Annotated in this window: 19 protein-coding genes and 1 pseudogene; 9 read left to right on the forward strand and 11 right to left on the reverse strand. The window is 67.3% G+C overall.

Features of this window, described 5'->3' with window-relative positions:
* Positions 1–189: 189 nt before the first annotated feature.
* The 9 genes and pseudogenes from ACFXOA_RS31245 to ACFXOA_RS31285 all read right to left on the reverse strand — a co-directional run.
* Positions 190–594, reverse strand: a complete 405-nt coding sequence (locus ACFXOA_RS31245) for a DUF3040 domain-containing protein (protein WP_385035380.1) — start codon at positions 592–594, stop codon at positions 190–192.
* A 301-nt stretch (positions 595–895) separates the two neighbouring features.
* Positions 896–1,654 (reverse strand): methyltransferase, encoded by a 759-nt coding sequence (locus ACFXOA_RS31250; protein ID WP_385035382.1) that lies wholly within the window; start codon positions 1,652–1,654, stop codon positions 896–898.
* 102 nt (positions 1,655–1,756) lie between these two features.
* A complete protein-coding gene (locus ACFXOA_RS31255) occupies positions 1,757–2,287 on the reverse strand; it encodes an SAV_6107 family HEPN domain-containing protein (protein ID WP_385035384.1) in 531 nt (176 codons plus the stop codon).
* 154 nt (positions 2,288–2,441) lie between these two features.
* A complete protein-coding gene (locus ACFXOA_RS31260; protein WP_385035386.1) occupies positions 2,442–3,056 on the reverse strand; it encodes a hypothetical protein in 615 nt (204 codons plus the stop codon).
* Positions 2,980–3,420 (reverse strand): TniQ family protein, encoded by a 441-nt coding sequence (locus ACFXOA_RS31265; RefSeq protein WP_385035388.1) that lies wholly within the window; start codon positions 3,418–3,420, stop codon positions 2,980–2,982. Before ACFXOA_RS31265 ends, ACFXOA_RS31260 begins: the two co-directional genes overlap by 77 nt.
* Positions 3,417–4,475, reverse strand: coding sequence for a TniB family NTP-binding protein (locus ACFXOA_RS31270; protein ID WP_385035391.1), 1,059 nt, complete (start codon positions 4,473–4,475; stop codon positions 3,417–3,419). The genes ACFXOA_RS31265 and ACFXOA_RS31270 overlap by 4 nt, the downstream gene beginning before the upstream one ends.
* Complete coding sequence (locus ACFXOA_RS31275) at positions 4,472–6,439, reverse strand: Mu transposase C-terminal domain-containing protein (RefSeq protein WP_385035393.1); 1,968 nt, start codon at positions 6,437–6,439, stop codon at positions 4,472–4,474. Before ACFXOA_RS31275 ends, ACFXOA_RS31270 begins: the two co-directional genes overlap by 4 nt.
* A gap of 74 nt (positions 6,440–6,513) precedes the next feature.
* The gene (locus tag ACFXOA_RS31280; protein WP_323185593.1) at positions 6,514–7,275 is read right to left on the reverse strand and encodes a TnsA-like heteromeric transposase endonuclease subunit; all 762 of its coding nucleotides are present in this window, start codon (positions 7,273–7,275) and stop codon (positions 6,514–6,516) included.
* 43 nt (positions 7,276–7,318) lie between these two features.
* A pseudogene (locus tag ACFXOA_RS31285) lies at positions 7,319–7,627 on the reverse strand (transposase family protein); the annotation flags it as partial.
* A gap of 208 nt (positions 7,628–7,835) precedes the next feature.
* Here ACFXOA_RS31285 and ACFXOA_RS31290 point away from each other — a divergent pair.
* From ACFXOA_RS31290 to ACFXOA_RS31305, 4 genes are all read left to right on the forward strand, one after another.
* On the forward strand, positions 7,836–8,468 hold the full coding sequence (locus tag ACFXOA_RS31290; protein ID WP_385035396.1) for a hypothetical protein: 633 nt from the start codon (positions 7,836–7,838) through the stop codon (positions 8,466–8,468).
* 23 nt (positions 8,469–8,491) lie between these two features.
* Positions 8,492–8,854 (forward strand): hypothetical protein, encoded by a 363-nt coding sequence (locus tag ACFXOA_RS31295; RefSeq protein WP_385035398.1) that lies wholly within the window; start codon positions 8,492–8,494, stop codon positions 8,852–8,854.
* A gap of 82 nt (positions 8,855–8,936) precedes the next feature.
* Complete coding sequence (locus ACFXOA_RS31300) at positions 8,937–9,143, forward strand: hypothetical protein (RefSeq protein WP_385035400.1); 207 nt, start codon at positions 8,937–8,939, stop codon at positions 9,141–9,143.
* Between the two features lie 134 nt (positions 9,144–9,277).
* Positions 9,278–10,390, forward strand: coding sequence for a hypothetical protein (locus ACFXOA_RS31305; protein WP_266482235.1), 1,113 nt, complete (start codon positions 9,278–9,280; stop codon positions 10,388–10,390).
* A gap of 415 nt (positions 10,391–10,805) precedes the next feature.
* Here the strand turns inward: ACFXOA_RS31305 and ACFXOA_RS31310 are convergent, their stop codons facing one another.
* Together ACFXOA_RS31310 and ACFXOA_RS31315 are read right to left on the reverse strand one after the other, a co-directional pair.
* A complete protein-coding gene (locus ACFXOA_RS31310) occupies positions 10,806–11,675 on the reverse strand; it encodes a nucleotidyltransferase (RefSeq protein ID WP_385035402.1) in 870 nt (289 codons plus the stop codon).
* A 7-nt stretch (positions 11,676–11,682) separates the two neighbouring features.
* Positions 11,683–12,225, reverse strand: coding sequence for an SLATT domain-containing protein (locus tag ACFXOA_RS31315; protein WP_032771831.1), 543 nt, complete (start codon positions 12,223–12,225; stop codon positions 11,683–11,685).
* A gap of 263 nt (positions 12,226–12,488) precedes the next feature.
* On the opposite strand from ACFXOA_RS31315, the gene ACFXOA_RS31320 reads away from it, so the two are divergent.
* From ACFXOA_RS31320 to ACFXOA_RS31340, 5 genes are all read left to right on the forward strand, one after another.
* Positions 12,489–13,361 carry an ATP-binding cassette domain-containing protein gene (locus ACFXOA_RS31320; protein ID WP_385035404.1) on the forward strand — a complete coding sequence of 291 codons (873 nt, stop codon included), beginning with the start codon at positions 12,489–12,491 and terminating at the stop codon, positions 13,359–13,361.
* On the forward strand, positions 13,333–15,420 hold the full coding sequence (locus ACFXOA_RS31325; protein WP_385035406.1) for a YhgE/Pip family protein: 2,088 nt from the start codon (positions 13,333–13,335) through the stop codon (positions 15,418–15,420). Before ACFXOA_RS31320 ends, ACFXOA_RS31325 begins: the two co-directional genes overlap by 29 nt.
* A gap of 29 nt (positions 15,421–15,449) precedes the next feature.
* Positions 15,450–16,061, forward strand: coding sequence for a TetR/AcrR family transcriptional regulator (locus tag ACFXOA_RS31330; protein ID WP_385035408.1), 612 nt, complete (start codon positions 15,450–15,452; stop codon positions 16,059–16,061).
* Positions 16,062–16,399: 338 nt separating this feature from the next.
* On the forward strand, positions 16,400–17,017 hold the full coding sequence (locus tag ACFXOA_RS31335; protein ID WP_385035410.1) for a DUF4126 domain-containing protein: 618 nt from the start codon (positions 16,400–16,402) through the stop codon (positions 17,015–17,017).
* Positions 17,018–17,048: 31 nt separating this feature from the next.
* Positions 17,049–17,682 (forward strand): NAD(P)-binding protein (locus ACFXOA_RS31340; RefSeq protein WP_385035412.1); only part of this gene is annotated, 634 nt, incomplete at its 3' end.

A 17,682-nucleotide genomic window follows, 5' to 3' on the forward strand; every position in this document is an offset into this window, starting at 1 on the left:
GGCCCGTGCGGCGGCACCCCCGCCGCGGCGACCGGGGTAGCCCGTGCCGGGGCCCTGGCCGCAACGGGGGGTGGGGGGGGGCCGCTGTGTCCGCCCCCCCCACCCCCACGAGGTGGCTCTTCACCGCTACGGCCTACCGCAGCCCCCTCGTCGGGGTGCTCCTCCGTAGGCAACCGGGAAGCGGAAGGCTCACTGGCCCTGTTCGTCGCGGCGGCGCTGCCACCGCTGTTCGATCCGGTTCATCATCGACCGGCGTTGTCTGGGGTGGCGGCGTTCGCCTCCGCCCCCGCTCGCGTTCCCCGCGGACTGCTGCTCACCGGGCTTGGGCGCCTTGCGCCACCCGGTGATCGCCAGCACGGCACAGCCCAGCATGACGAGGAATCCCACCACGCTGACCCAGGTCTGCTGGAAGACCATTCCGGCCATGAGGAGCGCGATACCCACCAGAAAACCGGCCACCGCCTGGTATACCCGTCGCCGGGTGTACCTGCGCAGCCCGCTTCCCTCAAGCGCTGTAGCGAACTTGGGATCTTCGGCGTACAGCGCTCGCTCCATCTGCTCGAGCATTCGCTGCTCGTGCTCCGAGAGCGGCACGGAGTCCTCCTCGTCGTCGGCCGCGGGGGCGACCGGTATGCGGCCCTTCCAGGATAGGCAGGGATTCGCCCCCGTGAAACCCGCCCTCTAGCCATAGCCAGTCCGGACCGCCATGTCGGCTCGGCTGCTGAGGCGTAGATTCCCCGACCTCCGATCCGTCATGCCGGATGGTGTCACCCGATCATACGGGGCTCGCGGCCCGATCGGGTGTTCTGAGCGGTACTCCGTCTGCAGCTGCGTTGCTGATCAGCCGGGCTCCGATCACCCGGGGTCGTTGCTCCGTACGTGTCACCGCACCGCCTCAGGGGCGCTTCTCCCCCAGAACGTGCAGCTGGGTCGCCACCGCGTGGAAGGACGGCAGCTCCGCGACGGCCGCCTCCAGCCTGAGGAGCTCCTCCATCGCGCCCGGCTCGGTGTCCACGAGAACGCCGGGGACGAGGTCGGCGAAGACGCGGACGCCGTGGACCGCGCCGACCTCGACACCGGCGTCGGCGACCAGCCCGGTCAGCTGCTCAGCGGTGAACCGCCGGGGCACGGGGTCGCCGGTGCCCCAGCGTCCCGCCGGGTCCGTGAGCGTCTGCCGGGCCTCGGCGAAGTGCCCGGCGAGCGCCCTGGCCAGGACGGCTCCCCCGACCCCGGCACCGAGCAGGCTGAGGGCGCCGGACGGCCGGAGCGCGTCGGCGGCGTTCCTCACGCCCTCGGCGGGGTCGTCGGCGTACTCGAGGACGCCGTGGCACAGGACCGCGTCGTAGCCGGTGCGCTCGACGACGTCGAACAGGCCGAGGATGTCGCCCTGGACACCGCGGACGCGGTCGGCCACACCGGCCTCGTCGGCGCGGCGCTCCAGCGCGAACAGGGCGTTCGGGCTGGGGTCCACGACGGTGACCCGGTGTCCGAGCCGGGCGACGGGCACGGCGAAGTTGCCGGTGCCGCCCCCGGTGTCCAGCACGTCCAGGGCCTCCCTGCCGGTCGCCTTGGCCCGGCGCTCGAGGGCGTCCTTGAGGACCTCCCAGACCACGGCGGTACGGAGGGAGGCTCGGGGGCGCAGCTGGTCCGACACGGCAGTTGACTCCTCGGCACGGTGCCGCCACGGACGGCGGAGCGTGAACGGTGCAGGTGGTACGACTGCCGTCCACCCTATTGCCTCGTGCCGTACCCGACGTCACTCCGCATCGGCCCGCCCCTCTCCGCGCGGGCGCGGGAGGACGGGCTGAAGGACCAGCAGCCGCTCGACCAGCCGCAGGAACACGGCCACGTCGCGCAGCAGGTCGTCGGCGTCACGGCTGGTGGCCGCACCCGGTATGCCGGCTTCCGCCCGGGCCCTGCGCCGGGCGCCGGAGGCGAACAGGGCGCTCCATTCGGTGAGTTCGGGCGCGATGCCGGGGAGGATCTCCCAGGCGCTGCGGATCCGCTCCTTGCGCCGGCTGCCGGACTCGGGCCGCCCGCGGGCGGCGAGCACGGCGGCGGCGGTGCGCAGCGCGGCGAGGTGCGCGGTGGCGTACCGCTCGTTGGGGACGTCGAGACGGGCGGCCTCGTCCAGACCCTCGTGGGCCTGGGTCAGCAGGTCGAGTGCGGCGGGCGGTGCGGCGCTCCGGCGCGGCACGGGGTGGACGTCGGATGCCGGACCGGTCGATGAGGGGGCAGGGCCGCCGGTGCGGCGCCGCGGGGCGGCGGCTGCGGATGAGCTGGCCATGACGAGCCTCCTGTCGTCGCGTGACGGCTTCGTGGCCGTATGTATCCATCGTGACCGCCCCCACTGACATTCACTCAGAAACACCTCCTGACCTGGTGTTCTTTCTCAGCGAGGGTGGCGAGAGAGGCATCTTCTGAACTGCGGTTCGCCATGTTCACTGAGAGGTTCGCGGTGTCGCTGTCTCGGTGATCATGGCGCTTTTGGGATTTCGCCATCGCGCTCGGTCGGTCTGGACCGCGAGAAGGAACTTGTTGATGGGGTCGCCCGTGGGCTGACGTTGAGGGTCAAGGCCGAGGCTGAGCCGTAGATGCCTCTTGAACTTCCACTCCCGGATGCCTGGGTGCTTGAAGAAGAGGGGGTCGAGGTAGATCGGCACGAGTGCGCAGGCGAGGGTCACGACTTCTGGGTGCGCCATGATGTGGGTGGTCAGGTCCCAGCTACGGAACCAGTGGGGCAGGCCCAGTTCCATGCGGCGGTATTGCCATAGCTGTTCGAGCATGGGCTCCCGGCTCGGGATGCTGGCCCAGCCGCTGATGATCCAGCGGGCGTCGCGAACGCAGCAGGCCATGATGTGACTGCCGTGAACTTTGCGGAGCTTGCGAAGTCTTCGTTGTGCTCGTGCGATCTCCGGGATCGCCGAGATGTACTTGGGTTCAGGTGTCTGCCAGGTGTAGTGACGGTGACACACGATGTCAGGCAGAGACAGGTGCGCTCGAACCTTGGTGGTGATGCCGCGGGCGGAGGGTGCACTGACGGCAGATGACCGCATTGGGTGAGTGGGCCTGGCGCATCCAGAACGTGGGAACGTCCGTGGGCAGGGCCGATGCCTCACGGATCGACCAGGACAGTCCGGGCAGCGCCTTCCGCAACCGTTCGACGGGAATCCCGGACATGACAGCGAGTCGCGCGACGGCGGGCTGGTTGAGGGTGGCTTCCCAGGGCAGCGTGGTGCTGTTTGCTCCGGCTCTGTGGGGCACTCCGATGTATCTCCAGAGGGCCGTGTGCGGGATGCGGTTGGCCTGGGCGAGGCGGGCGACATAGGAGGGCAGGGACTCCCGTCCCCAGGGGCGGACGGGGATGCACAGGCTCCGGGCGACGGCCAGGGCTTCGGGAGTGTGCTGCGTGCGGTTCATCCGGCGCGTCGCTGTGCGGTGCGGGCTCGGCGCGAGCGCGCGGTGAGCGGTGCACTCGTCTCGGCGGCGGTGTCAAGGGGGATCTCCGTCAGCAGCTGCTTGGTGATTCTCTCGGTGCCGGAGGTCATGGCCCGCAAGGCCGCAGCCCGGATCAGGTGCGCAAGGCTGCCGATCATGCCGGAGGTCCGCTGGTAGAGGAAGTCCGCGTGAGCAGCCAGCATGCCAGGGGTGTGGCGGTGGAGCCGTAGGGACTGTTCCATGGTGGCCAGCAGGGCGAGCCATTCCTGCCGGTGGGCTGGGGTGGCGATGGTGAAGGCTTCTGCGTGGATGCTGACGAAGCGGCCCGCGATCTGCTTCCCGCGGGTGCCGGAGAACAGTCCGGCGGACTCGACGTCGATTCCCGTGTAGACGAACGTGGCCGCGATCCGCTCGGAGAGATATTTGAGCTGGTCGGATACCTCTGCGCCGGATCTGGTGGTGAGCGAGATGTTGTGGATCTCGTCGACCAAGACCAGTTCGCAGCGCAGCTCGGCCAGGACCTCGCAGACCGCGTTGGTGATCTCGGTCTGGTTCATGCGGCGCAACAGGGGGATGCCGAGGAACCGAGCGAATTCGATCGCGAGCATCTTCGGGGTGGCGGCCGGGGGGACGGTCACGTAGGCGACGGGCAGCCTGGGCCCGCTGCCGGCGGGCAGTCGTCGGCGGACGTGCTGTTCGTGGGCCTTGCCGAGCTGAGTGATCGCGGTGGTCTTGCCGGTGCCGGCCACTCCGGAGACGATCAGGCCGCGACGGGCGGAGACCTGGCGGCGGTTGAGGAGGGTCAGTTCCCGGCCGGTGCGGATCACTTCCATCACGGTCGGGGTCTTCGCGACGAACAGCTGAGTGTGGTGCTCGGCTCTGGCCTCGTCGTAGAGCTCGCGCTCGATGTCGCTCAGCGCCGGCAGGGCGGGGCGATCGAGCAGAGGTGCGGTGACCGGGACGTGCTGGACGAAGCGACTCCACCCTTCCTTCGTGGTCAGGGGAAACTCGCGGTCGGCCGGGATACTTTCGGTCACCGGTAGTCCTCCTCGCTGAAGGGGTCGAAGACACCGAACGGGATGACCTTGGCCAGCTCTGTCGGGGCGGCCCCTTCTGGGTCTTCGCCGTCGTCGGGTTCCGCGGCAGGCCGCAGGGGAATCGCCGCCCGGGGAGGCGGAACGTCACCAGGGGGTTCTGACGCCTCGCGTTCGACCCGCCGCAGCAGTGCGTCCAGGGCTCTGGCAACGGCGGTCTGGTCGTCGCCGTCCTGGCCGCGCTCGACAACCTGACGACGGGCCTGGCGCCAGAGCGCATCGGAGAAGGGGCGGGCGACCAGCGGCAGAAGCGTCCAAGCGGCGGTGATCCAGCCGCCGTTGCGGTGGTTGCGTACGAACACGTGGCTGAGGTCGTGCGGGTCGTAGTGGACCTCCCACTTGCCGCGCTGGACCGCGACGCCGGAGGACTGCCTGCGGTAGGCGGCCAGCTCCGGTGCGTCGTAGGTGCGGTGGGCGATGCGGATGCCGTAGTCGTTGATCACCCGCCAGGTCACCGGCAGCAGCTCGATGTAATCCGACGGCCCCAGAGGCATCGGCAGGTAGCCGCTGGCGGCGACCTGGAGCGCGTAGGCGTCGTTGGGCGACAGGGACCGGCCGGGCAGGAAGGGGTGTACCAGTCCGTCGTGCGGGCGCATCTGCCAGTGGATGACCCATTCCTGGAGCAGGTCGTCCAGTTCGGGCAGGCTGAAGGCCGCTTTGCGGGCCGGGTCGACACCGCGCCGGCTCACGTCCCGTCCGGTGTAGCTGGCGACGTGCTGGCAGAACAGGGTGTTGATCGAGGAGAACGTGCGCTCGACGACGCCCTTGTCGGTCGGGGTGCCGGGATGTGCGAGCTGGACGGAGATGCCCAGGCGCTGGCAGGCAGCGGTGAACGTCTGCGAGAGGTAGACGGTGCCGTGGTCGGTAACGATGGTCTCCGGGACGATCACCGGCTTCGCCGCAGCGTGCTCGAACCGGGCGTCGATCGCCAGCAGCCGGGCATGCGGAAGCCGGGACGCGGAGGCGGCCAGCGCCTGCGGCCAGGCCGGGCGCATCAATTCGGGCACCAGCATCTTCGCCAGCAGCAGGGCGGCGTCCACCGCCTTCGTGCTCTCCGGACGCAGCACCGCCGCGCAGATCGTCCGGGTGGCGATGTCGACCGCGATCGTCAACTCCGGCCTGCGGACCGTGCCGTCATCAAGGACGGCCATCAGATCGAGTTTGGTGGTGTCGATCTGGACCTGCTCACCCGGCCGGCTGGCCATGGTCGGGGTGAACGGGCCGGCGGGCCGGTTGGCGTTCTGCCGCCGGGCGGTGGCCGCGCTGAAGGCGTGCCGCCCCGTGGAAAGCTGCTCGACCAGGCGATAGAAGGCCGCTCGGGACGGCATCGCCACCGCTCCGGGCCCATGCTCGGTCTCCAGGAGCCGTTCGACCCGCCGCATCAGCCGCGAGCGGGTTCCGGTGGACGTGTTGGTCTCTTCGCCGATCGCGCGGACGATCGCGTGGATCACCCGCTGGTCGGCCCGTCCAGTCGGGGACGTGGGCCGCATCGCCCTGTGATCCACCAGCCCCAGCAGCCCCTGGGCCCGGTAGCGGGCCCGCATCCGCTGCAAGGTGCGTCGGCCCACCGGCCGCCCCAGTGCGGCCAGTTCGGCGGCCTTCACCCTCTCCCGCTCGGCCAGAATCGTGCAGGCCGGGTCGTATTCCGGCTTGGGACGGGTTCCCTGCGGAGCGTCCGCGGGCAGCCCGCACTCCACCTCGGCAACATGCCGTTCCCAAAACCGCGCCTCGGCCACCGCCTCCGGCGGCAACGACTCCAGCACGCCCGCCGACGCGAACTCCGCCTTCTCACTGGCCGTCCCGACGAGTGCGAACCCGTCCGAGGACAGCAGGTAGGGCAGCAGCAGAGCCTGGTCACGACCGGCGTCACCGTGCAGGCGCACTGTGACGCCCTCAATGCCGACCACGGTGTGCTCATTGTCTTCGAAGAGCACCCGGTCACCGACCCGGAGCACTCCCGGCCTGGACGCCATCGCCGTCATCACGCCGCCTCGGCCCGCCGGATCAGCGCGCACTCGCCCAGCACCACCGACAAGTCCGTCACCAGCCGACCCGACCACAGCAGATGGAACAGCACCGGCAAAACCGCAATCGGATCGCCGACCCGTTCAGCACCGACCCGCATGGGCGTCTCGCGGGCAAAGACGTCCAACAGCTGGTCAACGACAGCAGCCACCCGGTGTCGTGGATGCCGGTAGCCCGCCAGCCAGCGGACGTTCGCCAACTGGACTGCGTCCGGGGCCCCGACGAGGCGGAACTCCCATCCGATCTCCCGGCAGGCCCGCTCGGTCGCCGCGAACGTCTCGGCGTCCCGCGGCTTGACCCGGTCCAGCGGACGGCAGTCCACCACCAGCCCGGTGCCGTCCGACCGCCGCGCGAACCAGTCCGGGGCATGCGACCGGCGACGGCCTCCCGACATCCAGAACAGCCACATCGGCTGCGACGCGAACCCCGTGACCTCACGGTCGAAGTCCAGCAGCATCGCGTGATCACGCTCCAGCCAGGACTCGTAACCGACGTGCCGGCCCGTCGTCGCCGACCACCACAAGCCCGGATAGTTCCGCTGCCCCTTCCACGACGGGAACGATCTCACCGGACGGCAGTCCTCGAACCTCACGAGTGATGCGTCATTCAGGGCTACACGGTGCTCGCCACCCACCTTGCCTACGTACCCGACTTCGTATCCAGTCCCCGCTCTCGGAAGACCGCCAGTAACTACCCGAAGTGCTCTCACCTGCACCACGGTGGCAAGCGCCAGGAGGCAGCATTCGCCACTCTCGCCATGTTCACTGGGACGAGTGGTCGCATCGTAGGACTGTCACGGGAGGTCGACACAGTGAACCTTCCATCTTGATCAGGTGGCGAGTTCGAGGGCGAATCTTGGCGTGATTGCGGTTGTGGTGTCGGCGCCAGCCGCGGAGATGCTTGCCACGGATCGGGGCACGGATCGCAGGGCCGGCGCCCTGGTACGTCTTGTCGGCCCAACACTTGATGTCGTCTACGGCGAGGGCGGCGGGTATGCCGTGGTTCCGGGCCGCGGTCAGGTCGTGCGTGGCTCCCGGCAGTACGTCCGAGGCCCAGATCAGGCGCCCGGCGGGATCGGCGAGGACTTACACGTTCATCCCATCAGGTTGGAAAGGCTCACTGCCCAAGATCCACTTTCGATACACGGCATCGCAGGCCGCGCCGGTTTGGTGGACCTCGGCAATCCACTGGCGCGGGGGCGCTGTCGGGTCATATCCTGATCTGTTCTTCGATGATCAACTACTACACGGAGGCTGCTAGTTGATGAACGTAGCGAGGATGATGGCTCAGCTTGATGAGCTTATTGCTGAGTACCGAGAAATGATCAGCACCCGGGCTGAAGGAGTACTGGCATCCGATCGAGCCAAGCTCCTTGTGAGCCGTCTCGAAGCCGCTATCGATCGCTTGGCACCTCCTGGTAGTAGCTACGTAAGGCAGCTAGATGCCCATCGGGAACAAAAGCGAACCTCGCTGAAGATTCGCGAGATATTTAGCATTGCTCTTGGCCTCCATCACGACCTGGCATCCGGATGGGTGGAGACAGTTGTTGAGATGGTGCACGCTGACACCCATAAAGATTACCTGGATATGGCAGAGACGTTGTTGCAATCGGGGTACAAGGACGCCGCAGCTGTCATCACAGGTACGTCATTGGAAGTTCATGTGCGAACGCTCTGTGTTAAACATGGCGTAGAAACCGAACTGGCCAGTGGTGCACCGAAGAAGGCCGACGCCATGAACTCCGACCTGAAGAAGGCTGACGTCTATGACGGACTACGGCAAAAGCAGATTACGGCCTGGATGGACCTACGCAACAAGGCGGCTCACGGTGACTACAAAAGCTACGACGAACACCAGGTACGTATGTTCATTGATGGCGTGCGGGACTTCATGCTGAAGCACTCGGCATAGCGCGCAGAGAAGAGGGATAAACGATGGCCAACGTCGACAAGATAGTCGAGCAGCTCAACTTTCTGATCAAGGCTTCCGAAAACTACGCACGGAACGATAACTGGTCTCTCTTGCATGACGGGGCCAACGACCCCGTTGTTCTCAGTAACCGGCTCGAAGCCGCAATCGAGCGAGCTACGCGATCGACCTCTATGTATATGAAGCAGCTTGACACTGCCCGCCGTAGAGTACAGCCTTACCGACTCAGAGAAGTGCGCATCGTCGCACTGGGGCTACGTGACGATTTGGTCGCCGGGTGGGTTGAATCGGTCGTCGAGCTGGTACACGCTGATACCTACCGCGATTACTTGGAAATGGCGGAGGGGCTACTTGCCAAGGGGTACTAGGATGCCGCGGCCGTCATTACGGGAACGTCCCTCGAAGTTCACGTGCGCGCTCTGTGCGCGAAGAACAATGTTGACCACGGAAGTGGCAGGCAAGCCAAAGAAGGCCGACACCATGAACGCCGACCTCAAGAAGGCTGGAGTGTACGACGGCTTGCAACAGAAGGAAGTTACCGCCTGGATGGACCTCCGGAACAAGGCAGCCCACGGGAACTACGCCGACTACGACCGCGATCAGGTACGTCGGCTCATCAGTGGAGTAGAAGCCTTCATGAGGAAGTACCCAGCATAGGCGAACCAAGTGGGTCAGGGGGGCGTGAAGACTTCTCACTAGCAGCCACCCTTAGTGTACGTATGACTTGGGCCATCGTGATGATGTCATGACGTCCGGTGCGCCGAGAATAATTCGGATCAAAAGAAGAGGAAATGATGACAGTTCAAGATGATGTGGTGGCGCTCGGCATAAGAAGTGATGCTGCCTATGTCGGCCGGTTCAGTCGCGATTTGGGTGCATCGAGAGCCTCTGGACATGGCGGTACCATCATGTTCTGTTTGGCGCCGTACCTGTCACTGTTTGTACATGAGTCGTATAGCAAGCTCAAGCGAATTGATCCCGCATTGCCCGCCTTGTTGTCAGCTGACGCCGAAGCAATCGTGGCGCGTTCACGTCACAGTTTGAAGCTTTTCGAGGACAACCGGCGCGGCATTGAGGGGCAGCTTGCGTACTTCCGTGACGAGATCTCGCCTGCACACGCGGATAGGTTCCTGAACAACACATGGCTTAAGGCCGCCCGCTTTCTAGAGACAGACTTGGGTCTCTATAGCTACGACGGAAGGATTATCTCGACAACGCATGCCGCCACGTTCCATCTGGGATTTGATCCTGCCGCGCTACTGAAGGAGGGTTCGGGTTCGAATCTGCAATCCGTCTACGAAGAATACGGCCGTTACTTCAGCGGGCTGGGCGCGGTGACCGATTCAGGCGCGAAGACCTTTGTGAGTCATCTCGATCCGATGCGCTTTGATCAGCGGGAAAACGACGTTCGATCGACCAAGTACTACGGTCAGGTATTTAATGGCAAGGGTACGCCAGACCTCAACCGGCTACTGATGGTGTTCCGAGGTTTGATGAATTTCGTCGACTCCATGGTCGGGCTGGGTGCAGATGCGAATAAGGTCGAGTACACCGTATTCAAGATGCGCTTTCTGACCCTGTACCAGGTTCTTGGCAGCTTGCAGATGCTTCATGACGAACGGTCCGGTGACCTCACCACGCAGTCCACGAGGCTTATCGAGAAGATCACGGGCACGTGGTCGGCAAGCCTGATTATGGGTCGCTCAGCAAAGCCGTTCCGCAACACCCTGATGCACTACAACCTAGACTCTCGCGTCGACCTGGCGAGGGTGGATACAGCTCAGCCACTCTTTGGACTCGTGCCGATCTATTTTCCGTCGCACGACGCTGCATCGTTCGCCGAGGCCGTTGACAGCTGTATCGAGGAAACCGCATCGGTCATAGAGGAGTGGGCTACTGCCTGAGCAGTGAGCGCGGAGTCGGTTCGGCGAGCACGAGGACTCGGCCGTCAGCACATAGAACAGCCCTGCGGCCACTGGTGGGGTGCTTGGCTTGCGCGGCCTATTTAGGCGGACCTGACAGGCGTGGCCGGCGCAGGGTTGGTCGGCTCGATCCAGGCGGCCGACTCCGGCTTCCCGCTCCTGGTGTCTTTGACCGCAACGCTGACGGCTACGACACCGATCAGCCACCGTCTACGACTGTCCTGCAAAAGGCCGTTTGCAGCATCGGCACAACAGCTGACACGCCAAAAACCGCAGCCTGGGCGAGCAGGCAATGGCCTCCCTGAAGGACTGGAACCTCCTATCAACACGCCTCCGCGTGAGGTTGGAAAGGGTTCAGTGCAGGCCAGGGGCTACCTACGCACAGGATTCCCAACGGTCAGCGTTTGGGGAACTGACCGCCGAACAACAAACCCAGGTAGTCGAAAGCCGACTGCCCGTTCCCGGACTGTTCAGCTGTGACGACCTTCCTGGCCCGTGTCGCAGCTGTGTGGAGGTTGGAAAGCGCAATTGTTCGGGTTGCCACGCTAGAGCATGCGGAGAAACGACCCGCCTTCCCCATAGGGTCGTTCATGTCCGCCAGGTCCATCTTGTCAAGCCACTCCAGGTATCCGCAGAAATACAGAGCAGCACTGAAGGATTTCTGTGCTGCCATGTACTGCGCAGCACGCATCTCCAGGTAGAAGGAAGAGATCGGCACTCGGTTGTAGTACTTCCATGCCTTGGCCAGCCGGGCGAGCTTCTTTGTGCCGCCGACGACGCCAACCTGCTGGTTGGTGCTGTTGACATAGTCCAGGTGCGCAGTCGGGGCCGAACTCATCCACCCACTTGCTGGTCCGGGTATGTCATAGATCGGCGTCTCACTCTGGGAGGACGTACGAAAGCCTGGGAGGATCTCCCATTGCTCCACTCCACCCGCGAACCTGACGACGACTGTTGGACGGCGGATCTCAACAGCGGTCGTCGGAAAGCTCGCCTTCAGGGCGTCTTTCACCCAGTTCAGAGCAGTGTCAGAAGTGGGCTGGCTACCGCTCATGCTGACCAGGAGATCCACGTCGCAGTGGTTCCTGATGCCAGTTCCGTGAGTAAACGAGCCTGTCTCGCGGAAGAGTTGCACGCCGAAACGGGTGGACCCCTTCAATGAGGTTTCGACACTGAGTCGGTGTCGAGCCTTAGCGTCCCGCTCGCTCTGGAGAGGTGTCAATCGTTCCAGAAAAATGCCGAACCCCTGAGAGACCGTCAGCGCCATCGTTTCTCTACCGCCCCGTCGTCGTAGTCGTTTCGTCGACTGCGTAGGTCTGCCCACCGCTGCCGATGTTCCGCTGAGCTCGCCTGTACGCCCGAGTGTTTGGCGGCTCGGCAGTCTTGTTCTGCTCATCCCGTCGGGCCGTGAGTTCAGCTAGGGCTTGGCGTGCCTCCTCTATGGTCGAGTAAGGCAAGTCGATCTCCCTGACCTGGCGAGCCGCAGTCTGGATCTCCAAGTAGGCGTTACCTGCGGCCGCCGCCTGATTCATCCGCTGCGCGGCATTGATCGTGGTGAGGATTACGCCACAGCCAGAAGCGACGAGGGCGAGGATGCCAGCAGGAACCCGCCCCGCGGTGGAGACGAGGGCGGCAGCACCAGAGATGGCGGCCAGCACACTTGCTGGTATGCCGAGCCAGAGGTTAACGCTCCGCCACTGTTTGGTCAGCTCGAACTGCATCTGCCCGCTGTACATGGCGCTCTCTTCGAGCCGCTTCAGTTCGACTTCGATCGCACTCCGACGCGCGGCCTCGGAGGGGCCGTCAGGGTCTGTCATGCCGACAAAGGTACGGGCAAGCGGCGGGCATCCGGCAGTAGTTGCCAGCCACCAGCCCAGTGGGGCGTCGCCCTGGCCATCACGAACGTCCCACTCGCCACCTTCGCCAGGTTCGGCGAGACGAGACGGCCGCGGCTCGCCAGCTTGAGTGGACATTCGCCACATACATGGAGAACGGACACCTGGTGTTTTGCTTCGCACTACGGTTCGGGATAGCTTTTTGCACTGACTGGTCAGTCCAAAAAGATTGCAGGGGTGGGGTCATGGACAGCCCGCTGGGGGTGGCGCTCCGCGCCGAGGACTTCGGCCTGAAGGGGCCGCGTGGCTGGGCCTTCCGGGGTGTGGGGTTCACCGCGCGGCCGGGTTCCCTCGTGGCGATCGAGGGCGCCTCCGGTTCCGGCCGCACCTGTCTGCTGCTCGCGCTCACCGGCCGGATGCGCTCCACCCGGGGCCATGCCGAGGTCGGCGGTGTACGGCTGCCCGGCCGGCTCTCCGCCGTACGCCGTTTCAGCTCCCTCGGCCCCGTTCCCGGGGTGAACGAACTGGATCCCTCCCTCACCGTCGGCGAGCACCTGCGGGAACGCGCCCTGCTGCGGCGCCGCTTCGACGCGTCGTTCCGGTCGCTGCTGCGCCCGCGCACCGAACGCGTCGCGTCGGCGAGGAAGGAGACCGACGCCGCCCTGGAGGCGGCCGGACTCGACCTCGCCGTCCTCCCCAAGGCGGAACGGACCCAGGTGCGTGACCTGGAGCGCCTGGCGGCCCTGCGTCTGTCCGTCGCTCTCGCGCTGACGAGCCGCCCGCGACTCCTCGCCGTGGACGACACCGGCCTCGGCCTCGACGCGACCGACCGGGCCCTGGCCTGGGAGCTGTTGCGCTCCGTCGCAGCGGCCGGGACCACCGTCCTGGCGGTGTGCACCGAGGCCCCCGAGGGCGCACTCGCCGTACGCACCCGCCCCGGCGGGACCAGGACGGCAGCCGATGAAACGGACGGAGCGGTCGACACGGTCAGCACGGTCAGCACGGACGCCACGGACGCCACGGACGCCACGGACGCCACGGACGCCACGGACGCCACGGACCGTGGAAACGACGGAGAGGGGACGGCGGATGCGATCGCCGAGGCTGGCCGCGATTGAGCTGCGCAGGTTCGGCAGGGGCCGGATGCCGCGGGCCGCGCTGGTGGCGCTCCTGCTGCTGCCCCTGCTCTACGGGGCGCTCTACCTCTGGTCGTTCTGGGACCCGTACGGACGGCTGGACCGGATCCCCGTCGCGCTCGTCAACGAGGACCGGGGCACCACCGCGGCAGGCGAACACCTCGCGGCCGGCGACGAGATCGCGGGGGAACTGCTCCGCTCCCGCGTCTTCGACTGGCACGAGGTCGGCTCCGCCGAGGCCGCCCGTGGCGTCGAGGACGGGACGTACTACCTCTCGCTCACCATGCCGCGCGACTTCAGCGAGCGGATCGCGTCGAGTGCGGGCGACTCCCCCGCCACCGGCGCCCTGCGGGTGCGTACCAACGACGCCAACAACTACATCGTCGGGCAGATCTCCAGAACCGTCTTCGCCGAAGTACGCGGGGCCGCGTCGGCCAAGGCGTCGCGCGGCTTCCTGGACCGGATCTTCATCGACTTCTCCGGTCTGCACGACGCGACGGCGAAGGCCGCCGCGGGCGCCGGCGACCTGGAGAACGGGCTCAGCAAGGCGAAGAAGGGCTCCAAGGACCTGCTCGACGGCCTCAAGGAGGCCAAGTCGGGCAGCGGCACCCTCGCCACCGGCGTCTCCCGGCTCTACAAGGGAGCCGGTGACCTGGAGACGGGGTCCCGGCAGGTCGCGGGCGGCACACAGCTGCTCGCCGACAAGGTCGACGCGGTCGCCGCCGATGTGCGCCCCTTCCTCAAGGACAACGGGAAGGCCATCGGTGACACCGCCCGGCTGGTCTCGGACTCCTCGAAGGCCGTACGGGACAACCTCGGCCTGCTCGCCGAGACGGCACCGGCGGCCTCGGCCGCCGCCCACACGGCCTCCGACGAGCTGACCGGCCTCTACCGGGTCCGCTGCGAGGAGCAGCCCCTGCCCGACCCGGGTACCTGCCCGCAACTGAAGCGCGCGAAGACCGCGGCGCAGGACGTCGCGGACGTCTCCGACGACGTGAACGCCCTGGTCACGAACCAGAAGGGTGATCTGGCGAAGCTGCGCACCCAGCTGTCCACCCTTCAGAAGCAGGCGGACGCCCTGGCGAGGCGCTCGCCCCGTCTGGACACCGATCTGGAGTCCGCCGTCGCCAGGATCAACGCGCTCAACACCGGGGCGCAGAAGGTCGCCAAGGGCGCCGACGCACTTCACACCGGTCTCGGCACGGCGAAGACGGGCGCCGGGGACCTCAGGTCCGGGGTCGGGAAGCTCACCTCGGGCGCCACCACCCTCAAGAGCGGGCTGTACCGGCTGAGCGACGGTTCCACGACGCTCGCCCAGGGCCTGAACGACGGGGTCGGCAGGATCCCCGACTACGGCAAGGAGGACCGCGACGCCCGCACCGGCGTGATGGCCGACCCGGTGCGTCTCACGTCCTCCTCGCTGCACACGGCGCCCGACTACGGCACCGGCTTCGCCCCGTACTTCATCCCGCTCTCCCTCTGGGTGGGGGCGATGGTGGCGTACATGCTGATCCAGCCGCTCAACCGCAGAGCACTGGCGGCCGGAGCCCCGGCCTGGCGCATCGCCCTTGCGGGCTGGCTGCCCGTGGCGGTGATCGGTCTCCTCCAGGTGGGCGCCCTGATGTCCGTGCTGCACTGGCGGCTCGGTCTGCGGATGGCGCACGCCGCCGGGACGATCCTCTTCCTGGCGCTGGTGACCTGCTGCTTCGCCGCGATCGTGCAGTGGCTCAACGCCCGGTTCGGGGCGGCGGGCCGGATCCTCGTGCTGGCCGCGCTCATGCTCCAGCTGACCTCGGCCGGGGGGACCTACCCCGTGCAGACGAGCCCGGGGTTCTTCGGTGCGCTCCACCCCTACCTGCCGATGACGTACGTGGTCGGCGGGCTGCGCCGGCTGATCACGGGCGGCGGGCTCGGCCCGGTCTGGCAGGGCTGCGCGGTCCTGGCGGCGTTCACCGCGGGCGCGCTGGCGCTGACCGCGCTGTCCGCCCGCCGCAAGCAGGTCTGGACCCTCGACAGGCTGCACCCGGAGCTGACTCTGTGACCGCTCCGGGACCTGTGAGAATCGTGCGCATGGACAGCAGCAGCATCACGCGCCGGCAGGTCACCCGGCAGAAGCTCTACGAGGCGGCGGTGATCCTCATCGCCGAGAAGGGGTTCTCCGCGACCACGGTGGACGAGATCGCCGAGCGCGCCGGCGTCGCCAAGGGCACGGTCTACTACAACTTCAAGAGCAAGACCGAGCTCTTCGAGGAGCTGCTGCGGCACGGCGTCGGGCTGCTCACCCTGTCGTTGCGGACCGCCGCCGAGTCGACGGAGGCGGGCGGCGGCACGCGTGTGGAGGCCCTGGACGCGATGATCAGGGCCGGTCTCGTCTTCATCGACCGGTATCCGGCCTTCACCCAGCTGTACGTCGCCGAGCTCTGGCGCACCAACCGCGCGTGGCAGTCGACCCTCCTGGTGCTGCGCCAGGAGGTGGTCGCGGTGGTCGAGGAGGTGCTCCGGGAGGGGGTGTCGGCCGGTGAGCTCAGCGATGAGATCGACATCCCGCTGACGGCTGCCGCGCTGGTCGGTATGGTCCTGGTCGCCGCTCTGGACTGGCAGGCGTTCCAGCCGGAGCGCACGATCGACGACGTCCACTCCGCCCTGGCCCTGCTGCTGCACGGGCGGGTCAGCGGACACTGAGCGGCCTGAGGCGAGAGGCCGGGCCGGTGGAATTCGATCCCCCCGAATTCCGCCGGCCCGGCCTTCCGCAGCGCCGCGAGACCCTCCCCCGTGACCCCGTGTCCCCCGTGGTCCCGGGGCCCCGCGTGGTGCGCCCCCGTGACGTCGGGGGTGCGGCGCCCTTCCGCCGCCCCGTGCCGGCGGTCCTGGCGTCGCGCCCCTCCCGTGGGTTCCACTCTTCCGTCCGCGCAGGTGGGAGCCCATCCGTGTCCCTACTCATCTCCGGGAGTAGGTAGAGGTACTCAGATCGGGCCGGAAGGGCCTGCCCGGTCCGGTCGGCACTGGCTACCATCGCGTCCGTGTCCGTACTCCCCCTGGTGTTCACGAGTGGCTGGGCGAGCGGGATCAACGCGTACGCGGTGGTCCTCCTCCTCGGCCTGTTCGGCGCGACCGGCCTGAGCGACGAGGTGCCCGAGGCTCTCCAGCGCACCGACGTGCTGATGGTGGCCGGGGTGCTCTTCCTGTGCGAGGCGGTCGCCGACAAGATCCCCTACGTCGACTCCGCCTGGGACACCGTGCACACGGTGATCCGGCCGGTGGCGGGAGCGGTCGTCGCGGCTCTGCTGGCGGGGGAGAGCGGATCGCTCCCGGAGCTCACTGCGGGTGCCGTGGGTGGCTCCACCGCCCTGATGAGCCACCTGGTGAAGGCGGGCACCAGAATGGCGGTCAACACCTCCCCCGAGCCGTTCAGCAACATCGGGGTCAGCCTCGCGGAGGACCTGGGCGTCGCGGGGATCATCACCTTCGCGGTGTTCAACCCCGTCGCGGCGGCGGTCGTCGCGGCGGTGCTGCTGGCGCTCGGCCTGGTGATACCGGTCTTCCTCGCCTCCCGGATCCGGCTGTTCCTGCGGCGCAGGGCACAGCGCCGCGAGGAACGGCAGCTGTCCGGGGCGGGTGGGTCCCGGCCTCCCGGATGACGTGTCGCAGGCACCCTCTAAAGTCACTGACATGGCACGAATTGCGGTGATCGGCGCCGGGACCGGCGCGATGGCGGCGGCCGCCCGGCTCTCGGTGGCGGGCCACCGGGTGACGGTGTACGAGCGGTCGGAGACCCACGGCGGCTCGGTGGGCCGCTTCGTCCGCGAGGGCTTCGCCTTCGACACCGGCCCAGGTCTGCTGCACCTTCCGGCCGTCTACCGCGACCTCTTCGTGAAGACGGGGAAGGAGAGCCTGGAGCAGTGCGTCACCCTGTCCCAGGTCGACCCGGCGAGCCGTCACCTCTTCGCCGACGGCACCGCCGTCTCGCTGCCGAACGCCTCACGGGCCGGAGTCGTCCGCGCGCTCGACCGGGCTCTGGGCGACGGTGCCGGTGCCGCCTGGGGCGAGTTCCTGGACCGGGCCGGCACCGCCTGGGAGCGCTCGCGTCGGCCTCTTCTGGAGGAGCCGCTTCCCGAGGACCGGCGGATGCTGGCCCGGGACCCCTATCCGGCGCCGCGGCGCCGCCGCCAGCTGCGCGCCCCGCGGCAGGCGGCGACCCTGGCGGGGGGGGGTGCCTGGGAACAGGCCGACACCAGGCGGGCGGGGCGGCTCGACGGCTACGCCCCTGTGTCTTATAAACAAATGACGCAGCCGACGATAGGGT

Origin of the sequence: Streptomyces sp. NPDC059166 (genome assembly GCF_042755185.1) — a bacterium.
GTDB lineage: Bacteria > Actinomycetota > Actinomycetes > Streptomycetales > Streptomycetaceae > Streptomyces.

Coding starts and splice junctions, on each gene's coding strand:
- ACFXOA_RS31310 (WP_385035402.1), bottom strand. CDS start 11,675: ATGGCGCTGACGGTCTCTCAGGGGTTCGGCATTTTTCTGGAACGATTG.
- ACFXOA_RS31290 (WP_385035396.1), top strand. CDS start 7,836: ATGATGGCTCAGCTTGATGAGCTTATTGCTGAGTACCGAGAAATGATC.
- ACFXOA_RS31315 (WP_032771831.1), bottom strand. CDS start 12,225: ATGACAGACCCTGACGGCCCCTCCGAGGCCGCGCGTCGGAGTGCGATC.
- ACFXOA_RS31255 (WP_385035384.1), bottom strand. CDS start 2,287: ATGGCCAGCTCATCCGCAGCCGCCGCCCCGCGGCGCCGCACCGGCGGC.
- ACFXOA_RS31320 (WP_385035404.1), top strand. CDS start 12,489: ATGGACAGCCCGCTGGGGGTGGCGCTCCGCGCCGAGGACTTCGGCCTG.
- ACFXOA_RS31330 (WP_385035408.1), top strand. CDS start 15,450: ATGGACAGCAGCAGCATCACGCGCCGGCAGGTCACCCGGCAGAAGCTC.
- ACFXOA_RS31295 (WP_385035398.1), top strand. CDS start 8,492: ATGGCCAACGTCGACAAGATAGTCGAGCAGCTCAACTTTCTGATCAAG.
- ACFXOA_RS31265 (WP_385035388.1), bottom strand. CDS start 3,420: ATGAACCGCACGCAGCACACTCCCGAAGCCCTGGCCGTCGCCCGGAGC.
- ACFXOA_RS31305 (WP_266482235.1), top strand. CDS start 9,278: ATGATGACAGTTCAAGATGATGTGGTGGCGCTCGGCATAAGAAGTGAT.
- ACFXOA_RS31325 (WP_385035406.1), top strand. CDS start 13,333: ATGCGATCGCCGAGGCTGGCCGCGATTGAGCTGCGCAGGTTCGGCAGG.
- ACFXOA_RS31260 (WP_385035386.1), bottom strand. CDS start 3,056: ATGCGGTCATCTGCCGTCAGTGCACCCTCCGCCCGCGGCATCACCACC.